At 56.0% G+C, this 22,977-nt stretch carries 25 protein-coding genes and 1 riboswitch; of the genes, 12 read left to right on the forward strand and 13 right to left on the reverse strand.

Features of this window, described 5'->3' with window-relative positions:
• The first annotated feature begins 8 nt into the window (after window positions 1-8).
• Complete coding sequence (locus AAIG26_RS03940) at window positions 9-1,115, forward strand: ABC transporter permease (protein ID WP_343180021.1); 1,107 nt, start codon at window positions 9-11, stop codon at window positions 1,113-1,115.
• Window positions 1,116-1,167: 52 nt separating this feature from the next.
• Here AAIG26_RS03940 and AAIG26_RS03945 read toward each other — a convergent pair whose 3' ends face one another.
• Window positions 1,168-1,605, reverse strand: coding sequence for a YbhQ family protein (locus AAIG26_RS03945; protein ID WP_343180022.1), 438 nt, complete (start codon window positions 1,603-1,605; stop codon window positions 1,168-1,170).
• A gap of 132 nt (window positions 1,606-1,737) precedes the next feature.
• Here AAIG26_RS03945 and AAIG26_RS03950 point away from each other — a divergent pair, with 132 nt between their 5' ends.
• Genes AAIG26_RS03950 through AAIG26_RS03960 form a run of 3 tightly spaced genes read left to right on the forward strand, consistent with a single transcriptional unit; the run spans window position 1,738 to window position 4,705 of the window.
• Window positions 1,738-2,499, forward strand: a complete 762-nt coding sequence (locus AAIG26_RS03950) for an endonuclease/exonuclease/phosphatase family protein (RefSeq protein ID WP_020457107.1) — start codon at window positions 1,738-1,740, stop codon at window positions 2,497-2,499.
• On the forward strand, window positions 2,496-3,740 hold the full coding sequence (clsB, locus tag AAIG26_RS03955; protein WP_020457106.1) for a cardiolipin synthase ClsB: 1,245 nt from the start codon (window positions 2,496-2,498) through the stop codon (window positions 3,738-3,740). The genes AAIG26_RS03950 and clsB overlap by 4 nt, the downstream gene beginning before the upstream one ends.
• Window positions 3,737-4,705, forward strand: coding sequence for a lysylphosphatidylglycerol synthase domain-containing protein (locus tag AAIG26_RS03960; protein ID WP_045514047.1), 969 nt, complete (start codon window positions 3,737-3,739; stop codon window positions 4,703-4,705). Before clsB ends, AAIG26_RS03960 begins: the two co-directional genes overlap by 4 nt.
• 4 nt (window positions 4,706-4,709) lie before the next feature.
• On the opposite strand, the gene AAIG26_RS03965 is transcribed toward AAIG26_RS03960, so the two are convergent.
• The 7 genes from AAIG26_RS03965 to moaA form a co-directional block, all read right to left on the reverse strand.
• Window positions 4,710-5,411, reverse strand: coding sequence for a Bax inhibitor-1 family protein (locus AAIG26_RS03965; protein ID WP_343180023.1), 702 nt, complete (start codon window positions 5,409-5,411; stop codon window positions 4,710-4,712).
• A 75-nt stretch (window positions 5,412-5,486) separates the two neighbouring features.
• The gene (locus AAIG26_RS03970) at window positions 5,487-6,194 is read right to left on the reverse strand and encodes a Bax inhibitor-1/YccA family protein (RefSeq protein ID WP_017455996.1); all 708 of its coding nucleotides are present in this window, start codon (window positions 6,192-6,194) and stop codon (window positions 5,487-5,489) included.
• 57 nt (window positions 6,195-6,251) lie between these two features.
• Window positions 6,252-6,704: a molybdopterin synthase catalytic subunit MoaE gene (gene moaE / locus AAIG26_RS03975; RefSeq protein ID WP_020457103.1), complete on the reverse strand. Its 453-nt coding sequence runs from the start codon at window positions 6,702-6,704 to the stop codon at window positions 6,252-6,254.
• Between the two features lies 1 nt (window position 6,705).
• The gene (gene moaD / locus AAIG26_RS03980) at window positions 6,706-6,951 is read right to left on the reverse strand and encodes a molybdopterin synthase sulfur carrier subunit (protein ID WP_045514041.1); all 246 of its coding nucleotides are present in this window, start codon (window positions 6,949-6,951) and stop codon (window positions 6,706-6,708) included.
• A complete protein-coding gene (gene moaC / locus AAIG26_RS03985) occupies window positions 6,944-7,429 on the reverse strand; it encodes a cyclic pyranopterin monophosphate synthase MoaC (RefSeq protein WP_045514037.1) in 486 nt (161 codons plus the stop codon). The genes moaD and moaC overlap by 8 nt, the downstream gene beginning before the upstream one ends.
• 3 nt (window positions 7,430-7,432) lie before the next feature.
• On the reverse strand, window positions 7,433-7,945 hold the full coding sequence (gene moaB, locus AAIG26_RS03990) for a molybdenum cofactor biosynthesis protein B (RefSeq protein WP_020457101.1): 513 nt from the start codon (window positions 7,943-7,945) through the stop codon (window positions 7,433-7,435).
• 17 nt (window positions 7,946-7,962) lie between these two features.
• On the reverse strand, window positions 7,963-8,952 hold the full coding sequence (gene moaA / locus AAIG26_RS03995) for a GTP 3',8-cyclase MoaA (RefSeq protein WP_343180025.1): 990 nt from the start codon (window positions 8,950-8,952) through the stop codon (window positions 7,963-7,965).
• Window positions 8,940-9,085: riboswitch (molybdenum cofactor riboswitch) on the reverse strand. It overlaps the preceding gene by 13 nt.
• 226 nt (window positions 9,086-9,311) lie before the next feature.
• Here moaA and yvcK point away from each other — a divergent pair.
• The 4 genes from yvcK to pmrB all read left to right on the forward strand — a co-directional run bounded on the left by yvcK (window position 9,312) and on the right by pmrB (window position 13,730).
• Window positions 9,312-10,220, forward strand: coding sequence for a uridine diphosphate-N-acetylglucosamine-binding protein YvcK (gene yvcK, locus AAIG26_RS04000; protein WP_020457099.1), 909 nt, complete (start codon window positions 9,312-9,314; stop codon window positions 10,218-10,220).
• A gap of 109 nt (window positions 10,221-10,329) precedes the next feature.
• Window positions 10,330-11,973, forward strand: a complete 1,644-nt coding sequence (gene eptA / locus AAIG26_RS04005; protein ID WP_045514027.1) for a phosphoethanolamine transferase EptA — start codon at window positions 10,330-10,332, stop codon at window positions 11,971-11,973.
• Window positions 11,970-12,641 (forward strand): two-component system response regulator PmrA, encoded by a 672-nt coding sequence (gene pmrA, locus AAIG26_RS04010; RefSeq protein ID WP_020457097.1) that lies wholly within the window; start codon window positions 11,970-11,972, stop codon window positions 12,639-12,641. Before eptA ends, pmrA begins: the two co-directional genes overlap by 4 nt.
• A 3-nt stretch (window positions 12,642-12,644) precedes the next feature.
• Window positions 12,645-13,730 (forward strand): two-component system sensor histidine kinase PmrB, encoded by a 1,086-nt coding sequence (pmrB, locus tag AAIG26_RS04015; protein WP_020457096.1) that lies wholly within the window; start codon window positions 12,645-12,647, stop codon window positions 13,728-13,730.
• Window positions 13,731-13,943: 213 nt separating this feature from the next.
• Here the strand turns inward: pmrB and uvrB are convergent, their stop codons facing one another.
• Window positions 13,944-15,965: an excinuclease ABC subunit UvrB gene (gene uvrB, locus AAIG26_RS04020; RefSeq protein WP_020457094.1), complete on the reverse strand. Its 2,022-nt coding sequence runs from the start codon at window positions 15,963-15,965 to the stop codon at window positions 13,944-13,946.
• A gap of 412 nt (window positions 15,966-16,377) precedes the next feature.
• Between uvrB and AAIG26_RS04025 the strand changes: the two genes are divergently transcribed.
• Both AAIG26_RS04025 and AAIG26_RS04030 read left to right on the forward strand, forming a co-directional pair.
• The gene (locus AAIG26_RS04025; RefSeq protein WP_160270908.1) at window positions 16,378-16,755 is read left to right on the forward strand and encodes a hypothetical protein; all 378 of its coding nucleotides are present in this window, start codon (window positions 16,378-16,380) and stop codon (window positions 16,753-16,755) included.
• Window positions 16,718-17,440 (forward strand): ATP-binding cassette domain-containing protein, encoded by a 723-nt coding sequence (locus tag AAIG26_RS04030; protein ID WP_044489598.1) that lies wholly within the window; start codon window positions 16,718-16,720, stop codon window positions 17,438-17,440. Before AAIG26_RS04025 ends, AAIG26_RS04030 begins: the two co-directional genes overlap by 38 nt.
• Here AAIG26_RS04030 and bioD read toward each other — a convergent pair.
• From bioD to bioB, 4 genes are read right to left on the reverse strand one after another with little or no spacing between them, the layout of a single operon-like run.
• Window positions 17,382-18,104, reverse strand: coding sequence for a dethiobiotin synthase (gene bioD, locus AAIG26_RS04035; RefSeq protein WP_020457092.1), 723 nt, complete (start codon window positions 18,102-18,104; stop codon window positions 17,382-17,384). The two genes, AAIG26_RS04030 and bioD, sit on opposite strands and share 59 nt — an antisense overlap.
• Complete coding sequence (bioC, locus tag AAIG26_RS04040) at window positions 18,097-18,846, reverse strand: malonyl-ACP O-methyltransferase BioC (protein ID WP_343180027.1); 750 nt, start codon at window positions 18,844-18,846, stop codon at window positions 18,097-18,099. The genes bioD and bioC overlap by 8 nt, the downstream gene beginning before the upstream one ends.
• Window positions 18,833-19,987 carry an 8-amino-7-oxononanoate synthase gene (bioF, locus tag AAIG26_RS04045; RefSeq protein ID WP_343180029.1) on the reverse strand — a complete coding sequence of 385 codons (1,155 nt, stop codon included), beginning with the start codon at window positions 19,985-19,987 and terminating at the stop codon, window positions 18,833-18,835. The genes bioC and bioF overlap by 14 nt, the downstream gene beginning before the upstream one ends.
• Complete coding sequence (gene bioB / locus AAIG26_RS04050) at window positions 19,984-21,024, reverse strand: biotin synthase BioB (RefSeq protein WP_045514012.1); 1,041 nt, start codon at window positions 21,022-21,024, stop codon at window positions 19,984-19,986. The genes bioF and bioB overlap by 4 nt, the downstream gene beginning before the upstream one ends.
• Before the next feature lie 86 nt (window positions 21,025-21,110).
• Between bioB and bioA the strand changes: the two genes are divergently transcribed.
• On the forward strand, window positions 21,111-22,397 hold the full coding sequence (gene bioA / locus AAIG26_RS04055; RefSeq protein WP_343180030.1) for an adenosylmethionine--8-amino-7-oxononanoate transaminase: 1,287 nt from the start codon (window positions 21,111-21,113) through the stop codon (window positions 22,395-22,397).
• 58 nt (window positions 22,398-22,455) lie between these two features.
• Entirely contained in the window at window positions 22,456-22,932 is a 477-nt protein-coding gene (locus AAIG26_RS04060) for a kinase inhibitor (RefSeq protein ID WP_045514006.1), read from the forward strand.
• Window positions 22,933-22,977 lie beyond the last annotated feature (45 nt).

Below are 22,977 nucleotides of genomic sequence, written 5' to 3' on the forward strand. Positions count from 1 at the left end.
GAAAAGCCATGTTTTACCGTTTACTGACGCTTATCCGCAAAGAGTTGCAATCGCTGCTGCGCGAGCCGCAGACCCGCGCCATTTTGATCCTGCCGGTGCTGATTCAGGTGCTACTGTTTCCTTTCGCCGCCACGCTGGAAGTGACCAACGCCACCATCGCCATCTATAACGAAGATAACGGCAAACACGCCGTCGAACTGACCCAGCGTTTTGCCCGCGCGAAAGCCTTTACCCATGTGTTACTGCTGAACAGCCCGCAAGAAATTCGCCCCACCATTGACACGCAAAAAGCGCTGTTGCTGGTGCGCTTCCCGGCGGATTTCTCGCGCAATCTCGACAGCGGCGTTACCGCGCCGATGCAGTTGATTCTGGACGGGCGTAACTCGAACAGCGCGCAAATCGCCGCCAATTATTTACAGCAGATCGTCAAAGCGTATCAACAGGAGCTGCTCAGCGGGCGGGAAAAACCGAACAACAGCGAACTGGTGGTACGCAACTGGTATAACCCGAATCTTGATTACAAATGGTTTGTGGTGCCGTCGCTGATTGCGATGATTACCACCATCGGCGTGATGATTGTTACCTCGCTGTCGGTGGCGCGTGAACGCGAGCAAGGCACGCTCGATCAATTGCTGGTTTCACCGCTGGCGACGTGGCAAATCTTTGTCGGTAAAGCGGTACCGGCGCTGATTGTCGCCACGTTCCAGGCAACGATTGTGCTCGGCGTGGGTATTCTGGCGTATAAAATCCCCTTCGCCGGTTCGCTGCTGCTGTTCTATTTCACCATGCTGGTGTATGGCTTGTCGCTGGTGGGTTTTGGCTTGCTGATTTCGTCGCTCTGCTCAACCCAGCAGCAGGCGTTTATTGGCGTGTTTGTCTTTATGATGCCGGCGATTTTGCTCTCCGGTTATGTGTCGCCGGTGGAGAATATGCCGATCTGGTTGCAGGATCTCACCTGGGCGAATCCGATTCGCCACTTTACCGATATTACCAAGCAGATTTACCTGAAGGACGCCAGCTTTACCATTGTCTGGCAGAGTTTGTGGCCGCTGCTGGTGATTGCGGCGACCACCGGTTCAGCGGCGTATGCGCTGTTCAGGCGCAAAATCATGTGACGGGTTTTCAGCGTATGTACGGGCAGGTTTGCTTGCCCGTCTGTTTGACTGCTTAGCGGTGATCGTGAGAATTGGCTGCGTTACCGCGTTGATGCAGGCCGAAAGATTTAGCGGGAAGTTTTCTCTCTTTGGTTAGCAGCGACACCACCGCCGGTCCCGCGAGGATCGCCAGCCCGACAACCGCCAGCAAATAGTTATTTTGCAATACGCGGGAGAGCAGCCAGATAACAATCAGCGACGCGCCAAAATACCAGGTGGTGGTCAGCTCCTCCAGCACATCGCCGAACTCGCGCCAGCGCGCTTCATGGTGGCGCTGGAGAAACAGCATCAGCAGCACGGAGATGCCATACAGCACACACAGCCCTAAGCCAACACGCACCAGCATGCCGCTCATCCAGCCCATCACCAGCAGCATTACAATCAGTACGTGCAACATAATCTGCCAGCAACTCAGGCCAGTCGCGACACGAACACGTTGTTGCCACTTCATGGCTTCTCTCCTGAAGGATTTTTATCTGTATGAAGAGTACTCGTATTTACGGAAAATTCCGTAACCCCGCCCTTTTTTGTGACAGGGACTACAATTTATTTTCACGAGGAGAGTGACGCTGGCAGGAGAGTTATGACCCAACACGCGCGAAATTTTTCATTAAAAGTGCTCACCATTAATACCCATAAAGGCTTCACCGCGTTTAATCGCCGCTTTATTTTGCCCGAGCTGCGCGACGCGGTGCGTACCGTTAGCGCCGACATCGTCTGCCTGCAAGAGGTGATGGGCGCGCATGAAGTTCACCCGTTGCATGTGGAAAACTGGCCGGACACCACCCATTACGAATTCCTTGCCGACACCATGTGGAGCGATTACGCCTACGGGCGCAATGCGGTTTACCCGGAAGGACATCATGGCAATGCGGTGCTCTCCCGCTTTCCGATTGAGCATTATGAAAATCGCGACGTCTCCGTTGACGGCAGCGAAAAGCGCGGCCTACTCTACTGCCGCATTATGCCGCCGGATCTGGGTCATGCGTTGCATGTGATTTGTGTCCACCTCGGGCTACGGGAAGCGCACCGCCAGGCACAACTGACCATGCTGGCGGAGTGGGTCAATGGGCTGCCGGAAAACGAACCGGTGGTGGTCGCTGGCGACTTTAACGATTGGCGGCAAAAAGCCAATCACCCGTTAAAAACGCAGGCCGGGCTGGAGGAGATCTTCACCCGCGCGCATGGACGCCCTGCCCGCACGTTTCCGGTGAGCCTGCCGCTGCTGCGCCTCGATCGTATTTATGTGAAAAACGCGAACGCCAGCGCACCGACCGCGTTGCCGCTGCGTAACTGGCGTCATTTGTCCGATCATGCCCCACTGAGCGCGGAGATCCATCTATGAAATGTAGCTGGCGGGAAGGTAATCGCATTCAGTTGCTGGAAAACGGGGATAACTATTACCCCGCGCTGTTTGACGCCATCGATCATGCAAAACAGCGCGTTATTCTGGAAACCTTTATCTGGTTTGAAGACGATGTTGGACGTCAGTTGCAGCAGGTGCTGCTGCGTGCCGCCCAGCGCGGGATCAGCATTGAAGTGCTGCTGGACGGCTACGGTTCGCCGGATCTGAGCGAACCGTTTGTCAGTGCGCTGACCTCGGCGGGGGTAATTTTCCGTTACTACGATCCCGGCCCACGGCTGTTCGGCATGCGCACCAATCTCTTTCGCCGCATGCACCGCAAAATCGTGGTAATCGATAACACGGTGGCGTTTGTTGGCGGCATTAACTACTCGGCAGAGCACGTCACCAGCTACGGCCCGGAAGCGAAGCAGGATTACGCCGTGCGGGTTGAAGGCCCGGTGGTGCTGGATATTTTGCAATTTGAACTGGAGAACCTGCCGGATAACGCACCTGTCAAACGCTGGTGGCGCAAACGCCGCCATCGCCCGGAGGAGAACCGCAAACCCGGCGAAGCGCAGGCGCTGTTTGTCTGGCGCGATAATGATGATCACCGCGACGACATTGAACGCCACTACCTGAAAATGCTGGCGAATGCGCGCCGCGAAGTGATCATCGCCAACGCCTACTTCTTCCCCGGCTACCGGTTGTTGCACGCCATGCGCAGCGCCGCCCGGCGTGGTGTCAGCGTAAAACTGATTGTGCAGGGTGAACCAGATATGCCGATTGTGAAAGTCGGTGCGGAGCTGCTTTATAACTATCTGCTGAAAGGTGGTGTCCAGGTGTATGAATATCGCCGCCGCCCGCTGCATGGCAAAGTGGCGCTGATGGACGATCACTGGGCCACTATCGGCTCCAGCAATCTTGATCCGCTGAGCCTGTCGCTCAACCTTGAAGCCAATCTGATTATTCATGACCGCGTGTTTAACCAGACGCTACGCGACAATTTGCAGGGGCTGATTAATAACGACTGCGTGCGGGTAAATGAGTCCATGGCGCCGAAACGAACGTGGTGGAACCTCGGAAAAAGCGTGGTGGTGTTCCACTTTTTACGCCACTTCCCGGCGATGGTCGGCTGGCTACCGGCGCATACGCCAAGGCTGGCCGAGGTGGAGCCGCCCGTTCAGCCCGAAATCGAAACCCAGGATCGGACTGAAGCGCAGCACTCAGGGGTGAAACCATGACATCACGCTCACATCCGCGCTGGCGGCTGGCGAAAAGAGTCCTCACGGTCCTGTTCTTTATTGCTGTTGTGGTACTGCTGGTGCTGTATGCACAAAAAGTGAACTGGGATGATGTCTGGAAAGTTATTCGCGACTATAACCGCACCGCGCTGCTGAGCGCCGTCGCACTGGTGGTAATCAGCTACCTGCTATACGGCTGCTATGATTTGCTCGGCCGTGCTTACTGCGGGCACAAGCTGGCAAAACGCCAGGTGATGCTGGTGTCGTTTATCTGTTATGCCTTTAACCTGACGCTCAGCACGTGGGTCGGCGGCATCGGTATGCGCTACCGGCTTTACTCACGTCTTGGCCTGCCGGGGAGCACGATTACCCGCATTTTCTCACTGAGTATTACCACCAACTGGCTGGGCTACATTTTGCTCGGCGGGGTGATTTTTACCTTCGGCGTGGTGCAGATCCCGGCGCACTGGTATATCGACGACACGACGTTACGCATTGTCGGCGTGGTGTTACTGCTGGTGATCGCGGTTTACCTGTGGGGCTGCGCATTCGCCAAACGCCGCCATCTGACGATTAAAGGCCACAAGCTGGTGCTGCCATCGTGGAAATTTGCCGTTGCGCAGTTGGCTATTTCCAGCGCCAACTGGATAGCCATGGGGGCGATTATCTGGCTGTTGATGGGCATGCAGGCCGATTTCTTCTTCGTGCTTGGCGTGTTGCTGGTCAGCAGTATCGCAGGTGTGATTGTGCATATTCCGGCGGGGATCGGCGTGCTCGAAGCGGTGTTCATCGCCCTGCTCGCCAGCGAGCACGTTTCACAAGGCATGATTATCGCCGCCCTGCTCGCCTACCGCGTACTTTACTACTTCCTGCCGCTGCTGCTGGCGCTGGTTTGCTACCTGTTACTGGAGAGCCGGGCGAAAAAGCTGCGGGCGAAAAACGAAAAAGCGATGGCGCAGCAGTAAGTTTTTAGCGCGAGCTGGTGCCAGGTAAGAGGTACGACAGCAGTTCCAGCGTTCTGAAAAACGCGGTGATGACCCCAAGCCAGATAGCCAGTGCGCCACGGATCGCACTGCTCTGCACGGTGGTAAATTCGCGGGCGTAGAGCTCGCGCGCGCTTACGGCGATGGACTTGCTTTTGTATGCGCTCACGGCGCTAAAGAACAGCACCGCCATTATGCTACCGAACCACAGTAACAGACCGCTGTGACGCAGGCTGTTTACGGCTATCGCCAGCACCAGACCCGCCAGCGCCATCAGCCAGTAGTAACCGCTGCCGCGCAGGGATGAACCGGCAAAATGGGCAATCGCTGCGCCAAGCAGATACATGCCGCCGGTAATCGCCAGATGGACGATAATCCCGGCGAGCGGAAACAGGCTGGCGAGCAACAAGCCCGAGAGGATACTCATCAGTGCCAGACCGGCTAACGCCAGCCAGGTATTGAAGCGGTCAAAAAGAACGTTGAGCACCAGGGCGGCGACAAACCAGAGGATCACCAGCAGCACAATAATCGCGCTGTGTTCGGTAAACGCGCGGATCGCCATGACATCCAGCACCAGCCAGGCCGTCGCGATACTCAGCGCCATTCCTGCCGCCAGCCATAAGCAAATATTGACCATCAGCTCTGCAGGCGCGACCTGTGCAGGCTGGATCCAGCCAAAGGGTTTCAACGGGTTCCTCCCTGAATAGCGGCTGTCCGCAAGGCAAAAAAATCCCGGCAAATGCCGGGATCGTGAAGCGGGATATTAACGGCGGTTGCCGAAAATACGCAACAGCATCAGGAACAGGTTGATGAAGTCGAGGTACAGCGTCAGCGCGCCGAGAATGGAGGATTTACGCAGCTGCGACGCGTCGCGAACATCGATTTGCTGACCGATATTTTTCAGCTTCTGCGTGTCGTAGGCGGTCAGACCAACGAAAATCACCACCCCGATATAAGTTACTGCCCACATCAGCGCTTCACTTTTCAGCCAGAAGTTGACCAGTGAGGCCAGCAGAATACCAATCAGCCCCATAAACAGCATGCTGCCGAGGCCGCTGAGATCGCGTTTGGTGGTGTAACCATACAGGCTCATCGCGCCAAACATCCCGGCGGTGACGACAAAGGTGGCGGCAATAGATTGCGCGGTATAGACCAGCAAAATACTGGAAATCGTTAGCCCGGTTAGCGCCGAATAGAGCATAAACAGCGTGGTTGCCAGCCCGGCGCTCAACTTATGAATCAGCCCGGAGAGCACAAACACCACCGCCAGTTGCGCAATCACCAGGCCAAAGAAGGTTATCTGGCTGGAAAACACGAACGACATGATGGCTTCGCTGCGCGCGGCGTACCAGGCGACAAACGCCGTCAGCAGCAGGCCGCAGGTCATCCAGCCATATACCTGCGCCATATACGTTTGTAAGCCGGTACGGCTGTGCTGAACAATTGAATCAGAACGAGGGAAACGGTCCATAATCACTCCAGATTGATGGGTTAGCCTTTTAAGGTTAACACATCCCTGCTCAACGGATTACCAACGTTTCGCCGCCTGCTGGTCGCTGTCGCGGGCTTCCACCCAGCGATCGCCTTCCGGCGTCGCCTCTCGTTTCCAGAACGGCGCGCGGGTTTTCAGGTAATCCATAATGAATTGCCCGGCGTCAAACGCGCTGCTGCGGTGCGCGCTGGCCACACCAACAAAGACAATTTCGTCGCCCGGCCACAATTCGCCCACACGGTGATATACGGTGACACGCCCGAGCGGCCAACGGCTGCGCGCTTCATCAACGATCTCCGCCAGCGATTTTTCCGTCATACCCGGATAGTGCTCCAGCGTTAACGCACTGACGCTGTCACCTAAATTGTGATTGCGCACTTTACCGGTAAACGTCACTACCGCGCCGTCTTCATCGCACGCCGCCAGCCAGGCGTATTCATCGCCGACGCTGAACGTCGCATGATCGACGCAAATTCGCGTTTCGCTCATTTCAACCCCCGGTGACCGGCGGGAAGAAAGCGACTTCATCGCCGCTTTGCAACGGATGGTCAAAACTGACCAGCGTCTGATTCACCGCCGCCAGCAATTTGCCCTCTTCCAGCGCCAGCGCCCAGCGCTCGCCCTGTGCGGCCAGATGCTGGCGCAGCGCTTCCACAGAGCTAAAAGACGTTTCAATGGTGGTGCTGTCGCAGCCGACCAGTTCGCGCACCTGCGCGAAAAAAAGGACTTTAATCATTGCTATCCGCCCTGAAATCACCCGATTTGCCGCCGCTTTTCGCCAGCAGGCGCACCGGGCCAATCACCATATCTTTTTGTACCGCTTTGCACATATCGTAAATAGTTAACGCGGCCACCGAAGCGGCGGTCAGCGCTTCCATCTCCACACCGGTTTTGCCGCTCAGGCGGCATACGGCTTCGATACGTACGCGATTATGTTCCGGCTCGGCCTGCAACTGCACTTCGACTTTGCTCAACAATAGCGGGTGGCACAGGGGGATCAGCTCCCAGGTGCGTTTCGCCGCCTGGATCCCGGCGATACGCGCAGTGGCAAAGACATCGCCTTTATGGTGGCTACCGTCGACGATCATCGCCAGCGTTTGCGGCAGCATGGTGACAAACGCTTCAGCGCGCGCTTCACGGACGGTTTCCGCTTTGGCGGAGACATCCACCATATGCGCTTCGCCGTCGGCGTTAATATGGGTCAGTTGTGACATAACTTATTTCTTAAGATGGGGATAGAAATTACACGGGCGCGTACGCGCATCCAGCTGCGGCGCAATAATATTTTCCCATGCGGTGCGGCAGGCTTTGGTCGAACCGGGCATGGCAAAAATCAACGTCTTATTCGCTATACCGGCGACAGCGCGGGATTGCAGCGTCGCGGTGCCAATCTCTTCAAACGAGAGCATGCGGAACACTTCGCCAAACCCTTCGACTTCGCGGTCGAACAGCGGCAATAACGCTTCCGGCACCTGGTCGCCTTCCGTCAAACCGGTGCCGCCGGTGATCAACACGACTTGCACATCATCGCTTGCGATCCACGCGGAAACCTGGGCGCGAATGGCGTAACGGTTCTCTTTGACGATGGCTTTATCGACCAATTGATGACCGGCTTCATGCGCGGCGTCGCGCAGCCAGTGACCGGATGTATCGTCTTCTTCACCGCGACGGCTGGAGACCGTCAAAATAGCTAGCCTGACCGGGATAAACTCAGCGCTGACCTGGCTCATGTCATTCTCCTTGCGGTTTAACCGCCGATGTATGAAAGGTTTTGCGTAATGCCTGTATTGCCCTGATGCAGGAAGTGCGTCTGCTTTTTGTGCGTTAACGCCACCGCAATACGCTGTTCAAGCATCGCCTGCTGTGCATCGTCTTGCAGCAGATCGCGCAGATTCACGCCGCCATCGCCAAACAGGCACAGATGCAGTTTACCGGTCGAGGAGACGCGCAGACGGTTGCAACTGGCGCAGAAATCTTTTTCATACGGCATGATAAGGCCGATCTCCCCCTCGTAATCCGGGTGGCAGAAAACCTGTGCCGGGCCGTCGCTGCGCTGGCGCAACTGGTGGATCCAGCCGCGTTTAAGTAGCTCATCGCGCAGCACCATGCCGGAGATATGGTGGTTGCGAAAAAGCTCGCTGCCCTCGCCGGTTTCCATCAGTTCAATAAAGCGTAGCTGGATGGGACGCGATTTGATCCACGCCAGAAAGGTGTCGAGCTGATGATGGTTCACATCGCGCATCAACACGGTGTTGACTTTGACTTTGGCAAACCCGGCACTGAAGGCGGCATCAATACCGTCCATCACCTGGCGGAATTTATCCTGCCCGGTAATGGCGTGAAATTGCCGCGCATCGAGACTGTCGACGCTGACGTTGATGGCGGTAAGCCCCGCCTCGCGCCACTGAGCCGCGTCACGTGCAAGGCGGTAGCCATTGGTAGTGACGGCGATTTGCCGGATAGCGCTGTTTTCACGCACCGCCGCAATGATGTCGGTAAAATCGCGGCGCAGGGAGGGTTCCCCGCCGGTCAGGCGCACTTTCTCCGTGCCCATCGAGCTAAACGCGCGCGTCACCCGGCGAATTTCTTCGACGCTCAGGAAGCCATTATTGTTGACGCCGCTCGGCTTATAGCCGTCGGGCAGACAGTAGGTGCAACGGAAATTGCACACATCGGTGATCGACAAACGCAAGTAATAGAACTTACGCGCGAACGCATCGGTAAGTTGTGAGGCCATGTACACCTTTCCAAGTACGGGAGATGCAGTCATTTCTTTCTGCACCCTGGCAGCAGAACCGTTCGGTTTTGCTACGGCCAAAGCACCATGTCGTGAGAGTTAGGTTGCTTAGGCTTGAGTGTATGTTTTGTCGGTAACGCTAAAATTGCTTAAGCGATAGTAGCGCGAACGTCGGGCTTTCGCTATCACGATCATCGCTATATAAACAGATACATAGCGGCATGATCATGCACTTTCGCTACAGAGTACGCGAAAATCGCCTTTTTGCTTTGATATGTGTCATTTTCCTTCCTGCGCGGCATCGTCTTTTGGTGGTATTTAGGCTAACGTAGCGCGGTAAATTTTCATAAGGAACCATTATGCGTAATCGCACACTTGCAGACCTGGATCGTGTTGTCGCCCTCGGCGGCGGGCATGGCCTCGGGCGTGTGATGTCTTCGCTTGCCTCGTTAGGATCGCGACTTACCGGCATTGTCACCACCACCGATAATGGCGGCTCAACCGGGCGTATTCGCCGCTCTGAAGGCGGAATAGCCTGGGGCGATATGCGTAATTGTTTAAACCAGCTCATCACGGAACCGAGCGTAGCCTCGGCGATGTTTGAGTACCGTTTTAGCGGTAACGGCGAACTTTCCGGGCATAACCTCGGAAATTTAATGTTAAAGGCGCTCGATCACCTCAGTGTGCGGCCTCTGGAAGCGATCAATTTAATTCGCAATTTATTAAAGGTGGACGCGTTTTTGATCCCGATGTCTGAGCAACCTGTCGATTTAATGGCGACAGACAGTGAAGGGCATCAGGTTTATGGCGAGGTCAATATTGACCAGCTTCACGCGCCAATCCAGGAGTTAATGCTGTTTCCGAAGGTGCATGCCACTCGCGAAGCAGTACAGGCAATCGCAGAAGCGGATTTGATTATCATCGGCCCAGGCAGCTTTTACACCAGCCTGCTGCCGCTGCTGCTGCTCGACGATCTGGCGCAGGCGTTACGCCGTACACCCGCGCCGGTCGTTTACATTGGCAACCTTGGTAAAGAACTCAGCCCGGCCGCCGCCAGCCTGACGCTGGCAGACAAACTGGCGATTATGGAGCAGTACGTCGGTAAAAAAATTATCGATGCCGCCATTGTTGGCCCGAAAGTCGACACGCAAGCCGTTAGCGATCGGTTAATTATTCAGGAAGTGCTGGAAGCCAGCGATATTCCCTACCGCCACGACCGGCATCTGCTGCGCGTCGCGCTGGAAAAAGCGGTGCAACATTTGGGTTAAGAGGCAGACGGCGGGAATTTTTTCTCCCGCCAGTGCTTTGCTTAATTTCTTAAGGTTGTCTTAAAAATCGGCTGTCAGCATAGCGCTACTTTCATTGCAGGATCCGAGTATGCGTATGCTTCACCTTCGTCGGCCAACCTTAAGCCGCCTCCATTTTCTTCTGCTCTTCGCCGCTTATATTGCGCTGGGCCTGAATATTGCGTTTTATCACCAGGCATTCACTTTATTGCCGGTGAACTCATTGCATAGCTGGCTGGTTTTCCTTTCCATGCCACTGGTTGCTTTCAGTGTCATTAATATTGTGTTGTCTCTGGCGTCATTTGTGCGTCTTGATCGCCTGGTTATCTCACTCTTTGTGCTGGTGAGTTCGGCGGCGCAGTATTTCATTTCGACGTTTGGCATTATTATCGACCGTTCAATGATCACCAATATTCTCGACACTACGCCGGCGGAAAGTTTCGCCCTGCTGTCGACCAAGCTGGTGCTGACGCTGCTGCTGACCGGCATTCTGGCCGTGGTTATCGCCTGGTGGATTAAAATAAAACCCGCCCGCTCCGCGTTACGCAGCGTAATGTTGCGCGTTGCCAGCATTATTATTTCTGTGCTGGTTATCGTGGCGGTGGCGCTGCTGTTTTATAAAGATTACGCCTCGCTGTTTCGCAATAATAAAGAGCTGGTGAAAACACTCAGCCCGTCAAACTCCATTACAGCTTCACTGTCGTGGTATTCCCATAACCGCACCGCCAATCTGCCGCTGGTGAGAATTGGCGAAGATGCGCGTCAACGCCCGGAAATGCAGCGCGGTCCGCACAAAAACCTCACTATTCTGGTGCTGGGTGAAACTTCGCGTGCGGCAAACTTTTCACTCGGCGGTTATGAACGTGAAACCAACCCATTGTTAAAACAGGATAATGTTATTTATTTTCAGAACACGGCTTCCTGTGGGACGGCGACCGCCGTCTCCGTACCGTGCATGTTCTCCGGTATGACACGCGCCCATTATGACGATCAACTGGCGGCGCATCAGGAAGGGTTGCTGGATATTATCCAACGTGCGGGAATTAACGTGCTGTGGAATGAGAACGACGGTGGCTGTAAAGGCGCATGCGATCGTGTTCCGCATCAGGATATGACGCAATTAAACTTGCCGGATTACTGTATTAAAGGCGAATGCCAGGATGAGATCTTATTCCACGATCTCGCCAGTTATATCGATAAATTGCAGGGTGACGGGGTGATTGTATTACACACCATCGGCAGCCACGGGCCGACGTATTACAACCGCTACCCGGCGCAGTTCCGTAAATTTACGCCGACCTGCGATACCAATGAAATTCAGACCTGCTCACAGCAGCAGCTGATTAATACCTACGACAACACCATTTTGTACGTCGATTATATTGTTGATAAAGCAATAAAATTGCTGCAATCGAAGCAGGATAAATTCACCACCAGCCTGGTTTATCTCTCCGATCACGGTGAGTCGCTTGGTGAAAATGGCGTTTACTTGCACGGCCTGCCGTACTCCATTGCGCCGGAAACACAAAAACATGTTCCGCTGCTGATTTGGCTGTCGCAGGAGTATCAAACGCGTTATGGCGTGAACAGTCAGTGTCTGCAAAAAAATGCGCGGGAGAAGGCAGTTTCACAGGACAACCTCTTCCCGACGATGTTGGGTATACTGGGTGTCAGCACGAAAGAGTACCGTGCTGAAGACGATCTTTTAACCGCGTGCCGGGGGCAGTTGAAATGAAGATTCTGGTGGTTGAAGATGATGCTCTGCTGTTGCAGGGGTTGATTCTGGCGATGCAAAGCGAAGGGTACGCCTGCGATGGCGTCTCTACCGCGCATGAAGCTGCGCTGTGTCTGGCAAACGGCCATTACAGCCTGCTGGTGCTCGATTTGGGTCTGCCGGATGAAGACGGTTTGCATCTGCTCACCCGGCTGCGCCGCGAAAAATATACGTTGCCGGTATTGATCCTCACCGCCCGCGATACGCTTGAAGATCGCGTGGCAGGGCTGGATACCGGTGCAGACGACTACCTGGTCAAACCCTTTGCGCTGGACGAGCTGAACGCCCGCATTCGCGCGCTGTTGCGCCGCCATAATAATCAGGGCGATAACGAAATCAGCCACGGTAATCTGACGCTGAATGTGACCCGCCGCCAGGCGTGGCTGGATAACCAGTTGCTGGAGCTGACGCCAAAAGAGTACGCCCTGCTGTCGCGCCTGATGCTGAAAGCCGAAAGCCCGGTACACCGGGAGATCCTCTATAACGATATTTACAACTGGGATAACGAACCGTCGACAAATACGCTGGAAGTGCATATCCATAATTTACGCGACAAAATCGGCAAATCGCGTATCCGTACCGTGCGCGGGTTTGGCTACATGCTGGTACAACCACAGGAACGGAGCTGATTGATGGCGCTCTTCAATTTCAGGCGCTGGAGCATGCGCCGCCGTTTGTTACTCACCATCGGTGGCATTCTGGTGTTTTGCCAGTTGGTCAGCGTGTTCTGGCTGTGGCATGAAAGCGAAGAGCAAATCCAGCTGCTGGTGCAGGCAGCCATTCATAATCACAACAACCGCAAACATATCGAGCATGAAGTCCGCGAAGCAGTGGCCAGCCTGCTGGTGCCAAGCCTGTTGATCATCGGGCTGGCGCTGCTGCTCTGTATGCAGGCGGTGAAAGCCATTACCCGTCCGCTGCTTGAGCTGCAGGAAGAGCTGAATAAACGCACACCGAACAACCTGCAACCCATCACGCTCAACAACAGCGTCAGCGAAGTGGAAGCGGTTACCTCATCGATTAACGAGCTGGTCTCCCGCCTGACGCTAACCCTCGACAGGGAGCGGCTGTTTACCGCCGACGTTGCCCATGAGCTGCGCACGCCGCTGGCGGGGTTACGTCTGCATCTGGAATTGATGGCGAAAACCAGCGGTATCAACGTCGACCCGCTGGTGCAGCGCCTTGAGCAAATGACGGAAAACATTGCCCAGCTATTACTGCTGGCGCGCGTCGGGCAGTCTTTCTCCGCAGGGAGTTACCAGCAGGTGATGCTGTTGCAGGATGTGGTGCAACCCATGCGCAGTGAACTGGAACAGATGCTGACCGCGCGCGAACAGACGCTGGAAATTGCAGAGCCAGAAAGGGACATTGCGGTTGCCGGTGACGCCACGCTGCTGCGGCTGCTGGTGAGAAACCTGGTGGAAAACGCCCACCGCTATAGCCCGACAGGATCGGCCATTACCGTACGTATCGAAAACGCTGCCGCACCGGTACTGGCGGTGGAAGATGAAGGGCCGGGCATTGATGAAAGTCGCAGCGGAGAGCTCAGTAAAGCCTTCGTACGTATGGACAGCCGCTATGGCGGCGCGGGCCTGGGATTAAGCATTGTGTCGCGTATCGCGCAACTGCATGACGCGCAGTTCTTTTTGCACAACCGGCTGACGCAATCTGGCGTACGGGCGTGGGTAAAATTTCTCCCCGGCGCCCGCCAGGCATAAATCAGTAGGTCAGCACCCACAGACGGGCAAAAACAATCACTAACGCCAGCGCGAAAGCGACAGCGAAAAACTCACGAACCTTAAATTGTTGCATCAGATTGCCCTCCAGAATACCGGTGGGCAGTGTGTCAGGCGTAGGTTAAGCCAACATTAAGAGAGCCCGGACAGGCTCTCTTTTTTGTTATTTTGTGCTGTCATGTCATCGCACGGATTTCAGGATGCGGCAATAAACAGATCGCGCAACTGGTGCAACTGGTCGCGTACTTTCGCCGCTTCTTCGAACTCCAGATTTTGCGCATGCTGCATCATCTGACCTTCCAGTTCGTGGATTTTCTGCTGCAGCGCTTTCGGGGAGAGCGCCAGTTCAGCCGCTTCCACCTGCGCAGGCGTGCGCGTTTTACCACGCCCTTTCGCACGCGTCTTCGCCAGCCCTTCGCCAAGCGCCAGAATATCCACCACTTTCTTGTTCAGACCCTGTGGCGTAATACCGTGTTCTTCGTTATAGCGCTGCTGTTTCTCACGACGACGCTCGGTTTCGCCAATCGCTTTCGCCATCGACGGTGTGATCTTGTCGCCATACAGAATCGCTTTACCGTTGATGTTACGTGCGGCACGGCCAATCGTCTGGATAAGTGAGCGCTCAGAACGCAGGAAGCCCTCTTTGTCGGCGTCCAGAATCGCCACCAGCGAGACTTCCGGCATATCCAGCCCCTCACGCAGCAAGTTGATGCCGACCAGCACATCGAACTCGCCAAGGCGCAAATCGCGAATAATCTCCATACGTTCAACGGTGTCGATATCCGAGTGCAGATAACGCACCCGCTCGCCATGCTCTTCCAGGTATTCGGTGAGATCTTCCGCCATGCGTTTGGTCAGCGTCGTCACCAGAACACGTTCGTTAATCGCGGCGCGCTGGCGAATTTCAGAGAGCAAATCATCCACCTGAGTCGCCACCGGACGCACTTCAATTACCGGATCGAGCAGCCCCGTCGGGCGCACCACCTGATCAATCACTTCGCTGCCCGATTTCTCCAGCTCGTAATTGCCCGGCGTCGCCGAAACATAAATTGACTGCGGTGCCAGCGCTTCAAACTCTTCAAATTTTAACGGTCGGTTATCCAGCGCCGACGGCAGGCGGAAACCGTACTCCACCAGCGTCTCTTTACGCGCGCGGTCGCCGCGATACATCCCGCCGATCTGTGGAATGGTCACGTGGGATTCATCGATTACCAGCAGACCATCGGCTGGCAGGTAGTCGAACAGCGTCGGCGGCGGCTCGCCCGGCCCGCGCCCGGAAAGATAGCGCGAGTAGTTTTCAATCCCCGAGCAGTAGCCCAACTCGTTCATCATCTCCAGATCGAACTGCGTACGCTGGCTGAGCCGCTGCTCTTCCAGCAGTTTATTGTTTTCCAGCAGCGTCTTACGACGTTCCGCCAGTTCAACTTTGATCTCCTCCATCGCCTGCACGATCCGCTCGCGCGGCGTCACATAGTGCGTTTTTGGGTAGATGGTGAAGCGCTGGATGCCCGACTCAATATGGCCGGTCAGCGGATCGAACAGCGACAGGCGCTCAACTTCTTCATCGAATAATTCGATACGCAGCGCCAGATCGTCAGATTCCGCCGGGAAGACATCGATAACTTCGCCGCGCACGCGGAAAGTGCCGCGCTGGAACGCCTGATCGTTGCGGGTATATTGCAGCTCCGCCAGACGACGCAGGATCGCGCGTTGATCGATGATCATGCCCTTAGTCAGATGCAGCATCATTTTCAGGTAGAGATCCGGATCGCCCAGACCGTAGATGGCGGAAACAGAGGCCACCACAATCACATCGCGACGCTCCAGCAGCGCCTTCGTCGCTGACAGACGCATCTGCTCGATATGCTCGTTCACCGAGGCATCTTTTTCGATAAAAGTGTCAGAACTTGGCACATACGCTTCCGGCTGGTAGTAGTCGTAGTAAGAGACGAAATACTCGACCGCGTTCTCCGGGAAGAACTCTTTCATTTCACCATACAGCTGCGCGGCCAGCGTTTTGTTCGGTGCCAGCACCATTGTCGGGCGCTGGAGATCGGCAATCACATTGGCGACGGTGAATGTCTTCCCTGAACCCGTCACCCCGAGCAGCGTCTGGTGCGCCAGGCCGTCTTCCAGACCTTCCTTGAGGCGGCGGATAGCTTCAGGCTGATCGCCGGAAGGACGAAAAGCGGAATTCAGTTTGAACGGTTTACTCATGAACGGCTACCTGATGAAGGAATGAGCGGGCAGGTAACACATTTTACTCACCCTATTCACTTTTGCCAATAAATAACACTGGATGAAAAAACAGTAGCGAAACAGACAATCTATACTACTCCCCGTTAGGGCACCGCTTCTCCCCTCAAATTTCAGCGCGGACAAGATAAAATACTAACCCTTTCAGGTTATCCCCAAAATTTTTCCTCTTTTAACATTTGTCAAGCGAGCCTTTGAAAGTTTTGTGGCAGCGGGTGACACTTTTCTTACAGGCATTGCTTTTATATAACCTTTTGATTATTAAAAATAATCTTAAAAAGACGTGTTTAACACCAATTCAGGCGCAACCCGCGTCCTCTCTCGCTTGCCGCGTGTTTTCTAACTCTAATACACAAGGTTATCCACAGGAATAGTGGATAACTGCCGCCAGGCCGGATACCTCGCCTTCCCGCCAAATCCCATTTTGTCCCAGGCGGGCGCCGCTAAAAATTTTTTATCTTTTCTTTTTGATAATTATCGGCAAACGAAACGCAGGATCCGCATGAGATCGTTCTCACAGATCCAGCCATTGCTGCACCACAACTCAACACTGCAAGCACTGGCAAAGTGCAGAATTTTTACCTGGCTTCTTCCCTCCTCACGTTTTAAAAGCCACTTTTCTCAGCGGCATCCGAAAAAAAAGCCTTTTTTATGTTCTGGCAAGCCTTTTGCAGAATCATCAAAGTCATCAGAGCCGAAACAAGGAGCGGACAATGTTGAGCTTACGGGCAGTAAACCAGTATTACGGTAATCAGCATACATTGTGGAATGTCGACCTCGATTTATCCCCCGGGGTCTGCACATCAGTTATTGGGTTGCCAGGCATGGGCAAGACGACACTGGTGAATTGCATCACCGGCTATTTACCCATTGAAAGCGGCAGCATGATTTGGCAGGAAGCGGGCGCACCGCCGCGCGACTTGCTCTCTTTGCAAGCCGAACACCGCAGCGCCATCGGCATCAGCTATGTGCCGCAGGACAGGCGGATTTTTTCGCAACTCACCATTGAGGAAAATCTGCATGTCGCGATGCGCGCCGGCAGTGAACCGGGCAGCGCAGTGCGGCGGGATATTTACGATTTGTTCCCTGAACTGTATGAGCTGCGCCAGGTACGTGGCGCGGAGTTGTCAGAAGATAACCAGCAACAACTGGCGATGGCGCGGGCGCTGGTTACGCACCCACGGCTGTTGATCCTGGATGAGCCAACGCGCGGTCTGGGGCAGGCTTTTATTCATAAACTGGGCAATTTGATCGTACGGCTCAACCAGGAGTTTGGCATGACCATTTTGCTGGCTGAACAGCACTTATCATTTATTCGCCGGGTCGCCGACCGTTTCTGCCTGCTGCACCGCGGGCGCAATGTCGCACAGGGCGACGTTAAACTGCTTGATGATCCACTGCTCTCAAAGTGGATGACACCGGAGTCAGGACACTGAGATCAAGATAATGACCCGTTTTTTCTTTTTCCGGTGCGTGGGCAAACCAGGGAATTTCGCCAATCAGCGGAGCCTGCATCACGCGCCGAAGCGTTGCCAGATACTCCGGGTGTCGCCTGCCCGGCTGCACCACATCGTTAGCAATCCAGCCCGCCAGCCGTAACCCCGCCTGACGCACCGCTTGTGCGGTTAACATGGCATGGTTGATACAGCCAAGTTTTACGCCAACGACCAGAATCACCGGCAACTGCTCCTGCACCACCCAGTCGGCGAAAGTGAGCGTCTCTGAAAGCGGCGTAAACCAGCCCCCCGCCCCTTCCACCAATAGCCACTCCGCCTGTGTTTCCAGCGCGCGCAGCCCGGCGGACATCACCTGCGCATCAATGGGTTCACCCACATCGGCACTCACAATATGCGGTGATGTGGGTTCTGCGAAGGTATACGGATTGACGGTCTTATACGCCATCGGCAGGCTGCTGTGGTGTTGCAGCGCCAGCGCATCGCTGTTGCGTAACCCGTCTGCGGTCATCTCACTCCCGGAAGCCACCGGTTTATAACCCGCGCTGCGTAAACCACGCAGATTTGCCGCCTGCAAAAGCGCGCAGCTGGCGACAGTTTTCCCGACTTCCGTATCCGTACCGGTCACAAAATAGCGTTCAATCACGGGCGATCACTCCCCAAAAAAGATGGTAAGTCAGCGGGCATTTGCCCTGCTGTTGCGGCCAGGCCAGCTGCAAGCGTTGCAGTTTGCCACGTGTCAGCCCCTGCTGCCTGCCCGCATGTAAATGTGTTGCGCCAATACCTTTTAGCGAACGCAGCGCCGCAGTGGCATCGTCAAAATGCAAGGTTATCGTCTCGACGCCACTGCGCAGCCGCCAGCCACACAAAGCCTGCCCGATGGCTGGCAAGGTTAAAAAACGGTTGGCGTGCGGATGGTCGTCAATCGCGCGCCACGCCTGGTTCAGCTCCAGCAGTGATGCCGCGACCAGTGTCGTAAAAGCAACACAACCGCCGGGTTGAGTCACGCGATACAACTCCCCGACAGCCTGGCGCAAATCATCACACCACTGCACCGCCAGGTTGCTCCAGACCAGTGAAAATTGCGCATCCGCCAGCGGCATGGCCTCAATATCGCCTCTGACATAGCGCTGCGCGCTGTGCTGACGGCGCGCCTCATCGAGCATATTCGCCGAGAGATCCAACGCCGTTACCTCACCGCCCTGCCCGCGCCAGTAGCGGCTCATTGCGCCGGGCCCACAACCGGCGTCCAGCACCTGAGCAGGCGTGACAGCGCCCAACTTAGATAACAGCAGATCGGCGCTCCGGCGCTGCAATTCGTCGTGCTGAGTATAACTGTGTGCCGCGCGGCCAAAAGCAGCGGCGACCGCCTGTTTATTCACCGTCATGCAAAGCCTCCAGCAAACGGTCGATATCATCGAACTGGTGCTCTGCCGTCAGCGTCAGGCGTAACCGCGCTGTGCCCGGCGGTACGGTGGGCGGGCGAATCGCTGTCACCCAACAGCCGCGCTGACGCAAGCGTTCAGCCAGCCGCAATGTGCGTCTATTTTCACCCACAATCAGTGGCTGGATTGCGCTGGTGGAATCCGTCATCGTGACGGATTCGTGTGCCACACTGTGACGAAAATGGGCAATTAGCGCCGCCAGTTTTTCACGCCGCGCATTCCCCTCGTCGCTACGAATAACCTGCAATGCCGCGCCAAGCGCCACCGCCTGTGCGGGGGGCATCGAGGTGCTGTAAATCAGGTGGCGGGCAAATTGCAGCAGGTAATCCGCCACCGTGTCACTGCACAACACCGCCGCACCACTGACGCCAAAGCCTTTGCCGAAGGTCACCACCAGCACGTGCGGCTTGATGCCCTGCAGGTGACAACTGCCGCGCCCCTGCTCGCCCACCACGCCAATGCCGTGGGCATCATCCACCATCAACCAGGCCCGCGCTTCCCGCGTGGCATCAGCAACCGCCATCAGCGGTGCGCTGTCGCCATCCATGCTGAAGACGCCCTCGGTCACCACCAGTTGCTGCCCGGCAAGCGGTTTTGCCAGCAGCGTGGTCAGTTGCCCGATATCGTTATGCGCGAAACGCCGCAGCTGCGCCGGGCTGTGGCTGGCGGCTTCCAGCAGTGATGCGTGGCTTAATTTGTCAGCGACAATCCTGTCCTCTTTGCCCGTCAGCGCAGCAATGACCGCCTGATTAGCGGCAAAACCAGAGATAAACAGCAACGCGCGCGAGTAACCAAGCCAGTCGGCCAGCGCCTCCTCCAGTTCCCGGTGCGCGGTGGTGTAGCCGCTGACATGACCGGAGCCACCGCTACCCACGCCATAACGTTCCGCGCCCTGTTGCCAGGCGCGGATCACGGCAGGATGTTGGCTTAAACCGAGGTAATCATTACTGGAGAAGTTGCAAAAGCGCTGCTCGTCAAGTGTGAGCCAGCGCCCCGCGCCCTGCGAGACGGCACGCCTTGTGCGCAGCGCATCTGCCGCGCGACGCTCATCCAGAGCGGCATCAATACGCTGTTGCCAGCTCATACGGCTGCCGCGTTGTAATACTGGTCGGTATCGGCGTGTAACAACTGTTGCTCAAGCTGCTGCTGTTGCTCGTTGTCGCCGTTCAGCACCGCCGTCTGCTGCGGGTTCAGGCCGAGCTTACGGAACAGTTGCAGATCTTTATCCTCTTCCGGGTTCGGCGTGGTAAGCAGTTTGCAGCCGTAGAAAATGGAGTTCGCCCCGGCCATAAAGCACATCGCCTGAGTCTGCTCGTTCATCTGCTCGCGTCCGGCAGAAAGACGCACATGCGAGGTCGGCATCATGATGCGCGCAACCGCAATGGTGCGGATAAAATCAAAGGCGTCGACGTCCTCGTTATCCGCCAGCGGCGTCCCTTTTACTTTGACCAGCATATTGATCGGCACGCTTTCCGGCGGTGTTGGCAGGTTCGCCAGTTGCAATAACAGACCGGCGCGATCGTTGACCGTTTCACCAAGACCAACAATGCCGCCGGAGCAAACTTTGATGCCCGCGTCGCGCACTTTATCCAGCGTATCGAGGCGCTCCTGATAGGTGCGCGTGGTGATGATATTGCCGTAAAACTCCGGCGAGGTATCAAGGTTGTGGTTATAGTAATCCAGACCCGCTGAAGCCAGGCGTTGCGCCTGATTTTCGTTGAGCGTGCCGAGTGTCATGCAGGCTTCCAGCCCCAGCGCTTTTACCCCTTCGACCATTTTTTCGAGGTAGGGCATATCGCGATCGTGCGGGTTTTTCCACGCCGCGCCCATGCAGAAACGCGTCGATCCCGCGCGTTTCGCCTGGCGGGCGGATTCCAGCACCTGTTCAACTTCCATTAACCGTTCGGACTCCAGCCCGGTTTTATACCGCGCGCTCTGCGGGCAGTATTTGCAATCTTCCGGGCAGGCACCGGTTTTAATCGACAGCAAAGTGCTGACCTGAACCTGGCGCGGATCGAAATGCTGGCGGTGAACCTGCTGCGCTTCAAACAGCAGTTCAAGGAGGGGTTTTTCAAACAGCGCGGTCACTTGTGACATTGTCCAGCGTGCGTGGTGAGCCATCGGGCATCTCCAAAGGGTGTTGTAAAATCGTTATTCGGTGTAGACTCGTAAACCTAAAACTTTTTAATTTGGTTTACAAGTCGATTATGACCCTGGACGATCTCGCCTTTGACACGCGACATATCTGGCACCCTTACACCTCCATGACCTCCCCGCTGCCGGTTTATCCGGTGCAGTCTGCACAAGGTTGCGAGCTGATACTCAGCAGCGGCGAACATCTGATTGACGGCATGTCCTCCTGGTGGGCGGCAATTCACGGCTACGGGCACCCGGTGATTAACGCGGCGATGAAAGCGCAAATCGACGCGGTATCCCACGTGATGTTTGGCGGCATCACTCACCCGCCAGCGATTGACCTGTGCCGCAAGCTGGTGGCGATGACGCCGGAAGCGCTGGAGTGCGTCTTTCTGGCCGACTCCGGCTCCGTGGCGGTCGAAGTGGCAATGAAGATGGCGCTGCAATACTGGCAGGCGAAAGGCGAGCCGCGACAGCGTTTTCTCACCTTCCGTAACGGCTATCACGGCGACACGTTTGGCGCGATGTCGGTCTGCGATCCGGATAACTCCATGCACAGCCTGTGGAAAGGCTATTTGCCGGAAAACCTGTTTGCGCCCGCGCCGCAAAGCCGCTTTGACGGCGAATGGGACGAGCGTGACATGGTGGCCTTCGCACGCCTGATGGCGGCGCATCGCCACGAAATAGCAGCAGTGATCCTCGAACCTATTGTTCAGGGCGCGGGCGGCATGCGTATCTATCACCCGGAGTGGCTTAAGCGAGTGCGCAAGATGTGCGACCGGGAAGGCATTCTGTTGATTGCCGATGAAATCGCCACCGGTTTTGGTCGCACCGGCAAGCTGTTTGCCTGCGAACATGCCGGGATCGCTCCGGACATTCTGTGCCTTGGCAAAGCGCTGACCGGCGGCACAATGACGCTTTCGGCAACGCTCACCACCCGCAACGTGGCAGAGACCATCAGCAACGGTGAAGCAGGCTGCTTTATGCACGGGCCAACGTTTATGGGCAACCCGCTGGCCTGCGCGGCAGCCAACGCCAGCCTGACCATATTGCAACAAGGTGCATGGCAAGCTCAGGTGTCGGCGATTGAAGCGCAGTTAAACGCGGAGCTGGCACCCGCGCGCGAAGCGGCCAATGTCGCCGATGTGCGAGTGCTGGGAGCCATCGGCGTGGTGGAAACCCGTTCGCCAGTTAATATGGCGGCGCTACAACGCTTCTTTGTTGAACAAGGCGTATGGGTACGCCCGTTTGGCCGGCTTATCTACCTGATGCCGCCATATATCATCACCCCGGAGCAGCTCTCCCGTCTGACCCGCGCCGTCAATGCCGCCGTGCTGCGCGATGACCTTTTTGCCTGAGGTTTTGCCGGGGATCGGCTACACTTCCCGGCACGCATGAAAAGCAGAAGGAGTGCATATGAAGTTGGTCAGCCATGATTTACGCGACGGCGAAAAGCTGCCGCATCGCCAGGTGTTCAACGGTATGGGCTACGACGGCGACAATATCTCCCCGCATCTGGCGTGGGATGAGGTTCCTGCCGGCACAAAAAGTTTTGTTGTGACCTGCTACGATCCGGATGCACCGACCGGCTCCGGCTGGTGGCACTGGGTGGTGGCGAACCTTCCCGCCGATACGCGCGTGCTGCCGCAAGGCGCCGGTTCCGGTCTGGCGGCATTGCCGGATGGCGCAGTGCAGACACGCACCGATTTCGGCAAAGCCGGTTACGGCGGCGCCGCACCGCCGAAAGGCGAAACGCACCGTTATATCTTTACCGTCTATGCGCTGGACGTAGAGCGCATTGAGGTCGATGAAAATGCCAGCGGCGCGATGGTCGGTTTTAACGTCCATTTCCATACGCTATCCAGCGCCTCAATTACTGCCCTTTTTAGCTAAAAAGAAGGGATTTACAGCCGATTGTACAAATCGGCTTCCCGTTTC

This window comes from Kosakonia sp. PSU_27, assembly GCF_039409795.1.
GTDB lineage: Bacteria > Pseudomonadota > Gammaproteobacteria > Enterobacterales > Enterobacteriaceae > Kosakonia.

What these genes read in the sequence shown, in the direction of transcription:
- AAIG26_RS03940 (WP_343180021.1), top strand. Translation starts at nt 9, where the DNA reads ATGTTTTACCGTTTACTGACGCTTATCCGCAAAGAGTTGCAATCGCTG.
- AAIG26_RS03945 (WP_343180022.1), bottom strand. Translation starts at nt 1,605, where the DNA reads ATGAAGTGGCAACAACGTGTTCGTGTCGCGACTGGCCTGAGTTGCTGG.
- AAIG26_RS03950 (WP_020457107.1), top strand. Translation starts at nt 1,738, where the DNA reads ATGACCCAACACGCGCGAAATTTTTCATTAAAAGTGCTCACCATTAAT.
- clsB (WP_020457106.1), top strand. Translation starts at nt 2,496, where the DNA reads ATGAAATGTAGCTGGCGGGAAGGTAATCGCATTCAGTTGCTGGAAAAC.
- AAIG26_RS03960 (WP_045514047.1), top strand. Translation starts at nt 3,737, where the DNA reads ATGACATCACGCTCACATCCGCGCTGGCGGCTGGCGAAAAGAGTCCTC.
- AAIG26_RS03970 (WP_017455996.1), bottom strand. Translation starts at nt 6,194, where the DNA reads ATGGACCGTTTCCCTCGTTCTGATTCAATTGTTCAGCACAGCCGTACC.
- moaE (WP_020457103.1), bottom strand. Translation starts at nt 6,704, where the DNA reads ATGAGCGAAACGCGAATTTGCGTCGATCATGCGACGTTCAGCGTCGGC.
- moaD (WP_045514041.1), bottom strand. Translation starts at nt 6,951, where the DNA reads ATGATTAAAGTCCTTTTTTTCGCGCAGGTGCGCGAACTGGTCGGCTGC.
- moaC (WP_045514037.1), bottom strand. Translation starts at nt 7,429, where the DNA reads ATGTCACAACTGACCCATATTAACGCCGACGGCGAAGCGCATATGGTG.
- moaB (WP_020457101.1), bottom strand. Translation starts at nt 7,945, where the DNA reads ATGAGCCAGGTCAGCGCTGAGTTTATCCCGGTCAGGCTAGCTATTTTG.
- moaA (WP_343180025.1), bottom strand. Translation starts at nt 8,952, where the DNA reads ATGGCCTCACAACTTACCGATGCGTTCGCGCGTAAGTTCTATTACTTG.
- yvcK (WP_020457099.1), top strand. Translation starts at nt 9,312, where the DNA reads ATGCGTAATCGCACACTTGCAGACCTGGATCGTGTTGTCGCCCTCGGC.
- eptA (WP_045514027.1), top strand. Translation starts at nt 10,330, where the DNA reads ATGCGTATGCTTCACCTTCGTCGGCCAACCTTAAGCCGCCTCCATTTT.
- pmrA (WP_020457097.1), top strand. Translation starts at nt 11,970, where the DNA reads ATGAAGATTCTGGTGGTTGAAGATGATGCTCTGCTGTTGCAGGGGTTG.
- pmrB (WP_020457096.1), top strand. Translation starts at nt 12,645, where the DNA reads ATGGCGCTCTTCAATTTCAGGCGCTGGAGCATGCGCCGCCGTTTGTTA.
- uvrB (WP_020457094.1), bottom strand. Translation starts at nt 15,965, where the DNA reads ATGAGTAAACCGTTCAAACTGAATTCCGCTTTTCGTCCTTCCGGCGAT.
- AAIG26_RS04030 (WP_044489598.1), top strand. Translation starts at nt 16,718, where the DNA reads ATGTTGAGCTTACGGGCAGTAAACCAGTATTACGGTAATCAGCATACA.
- bioC (WP_343180027.1), bottom strand. Translation starts at nt 18,846, where the DNA reads ATGACGGTGAATAAACAGGCGGTCGCCGCTGCTTTTGGCCGCGCGGCA.
- bioF (WP_343180029.1), bottom strand. Translation starts at nt 19,987, where the DNA reads ATGAGCTGGCAACAGCGTATTGATGCCGCTCTGGATGAGCGTCGCGCG.
- bioB (WP_045514012.1), bottom strand. Translation starts at nt 21,024, where the DNA reads ATGGCTCACCACGCACGCTGGACAATGTCACAAGTGACCGCGCTGTTT.
- bioA (WP_343180030.1), top strand. Translation starts at nt 21,111, where the DNA reads ATGACCCTGGACGATCTCGCCTTTGACACGCGACATATCTGGCACCCT.
- AAIG26_RS04060 (WP_045514006.1), top strand. Translation starts at nt 22,456, where the DNA reads ATGAAGTTGGTCAGCCATGATTTACGCGACGGCGAAAAGCTGCCGCAT.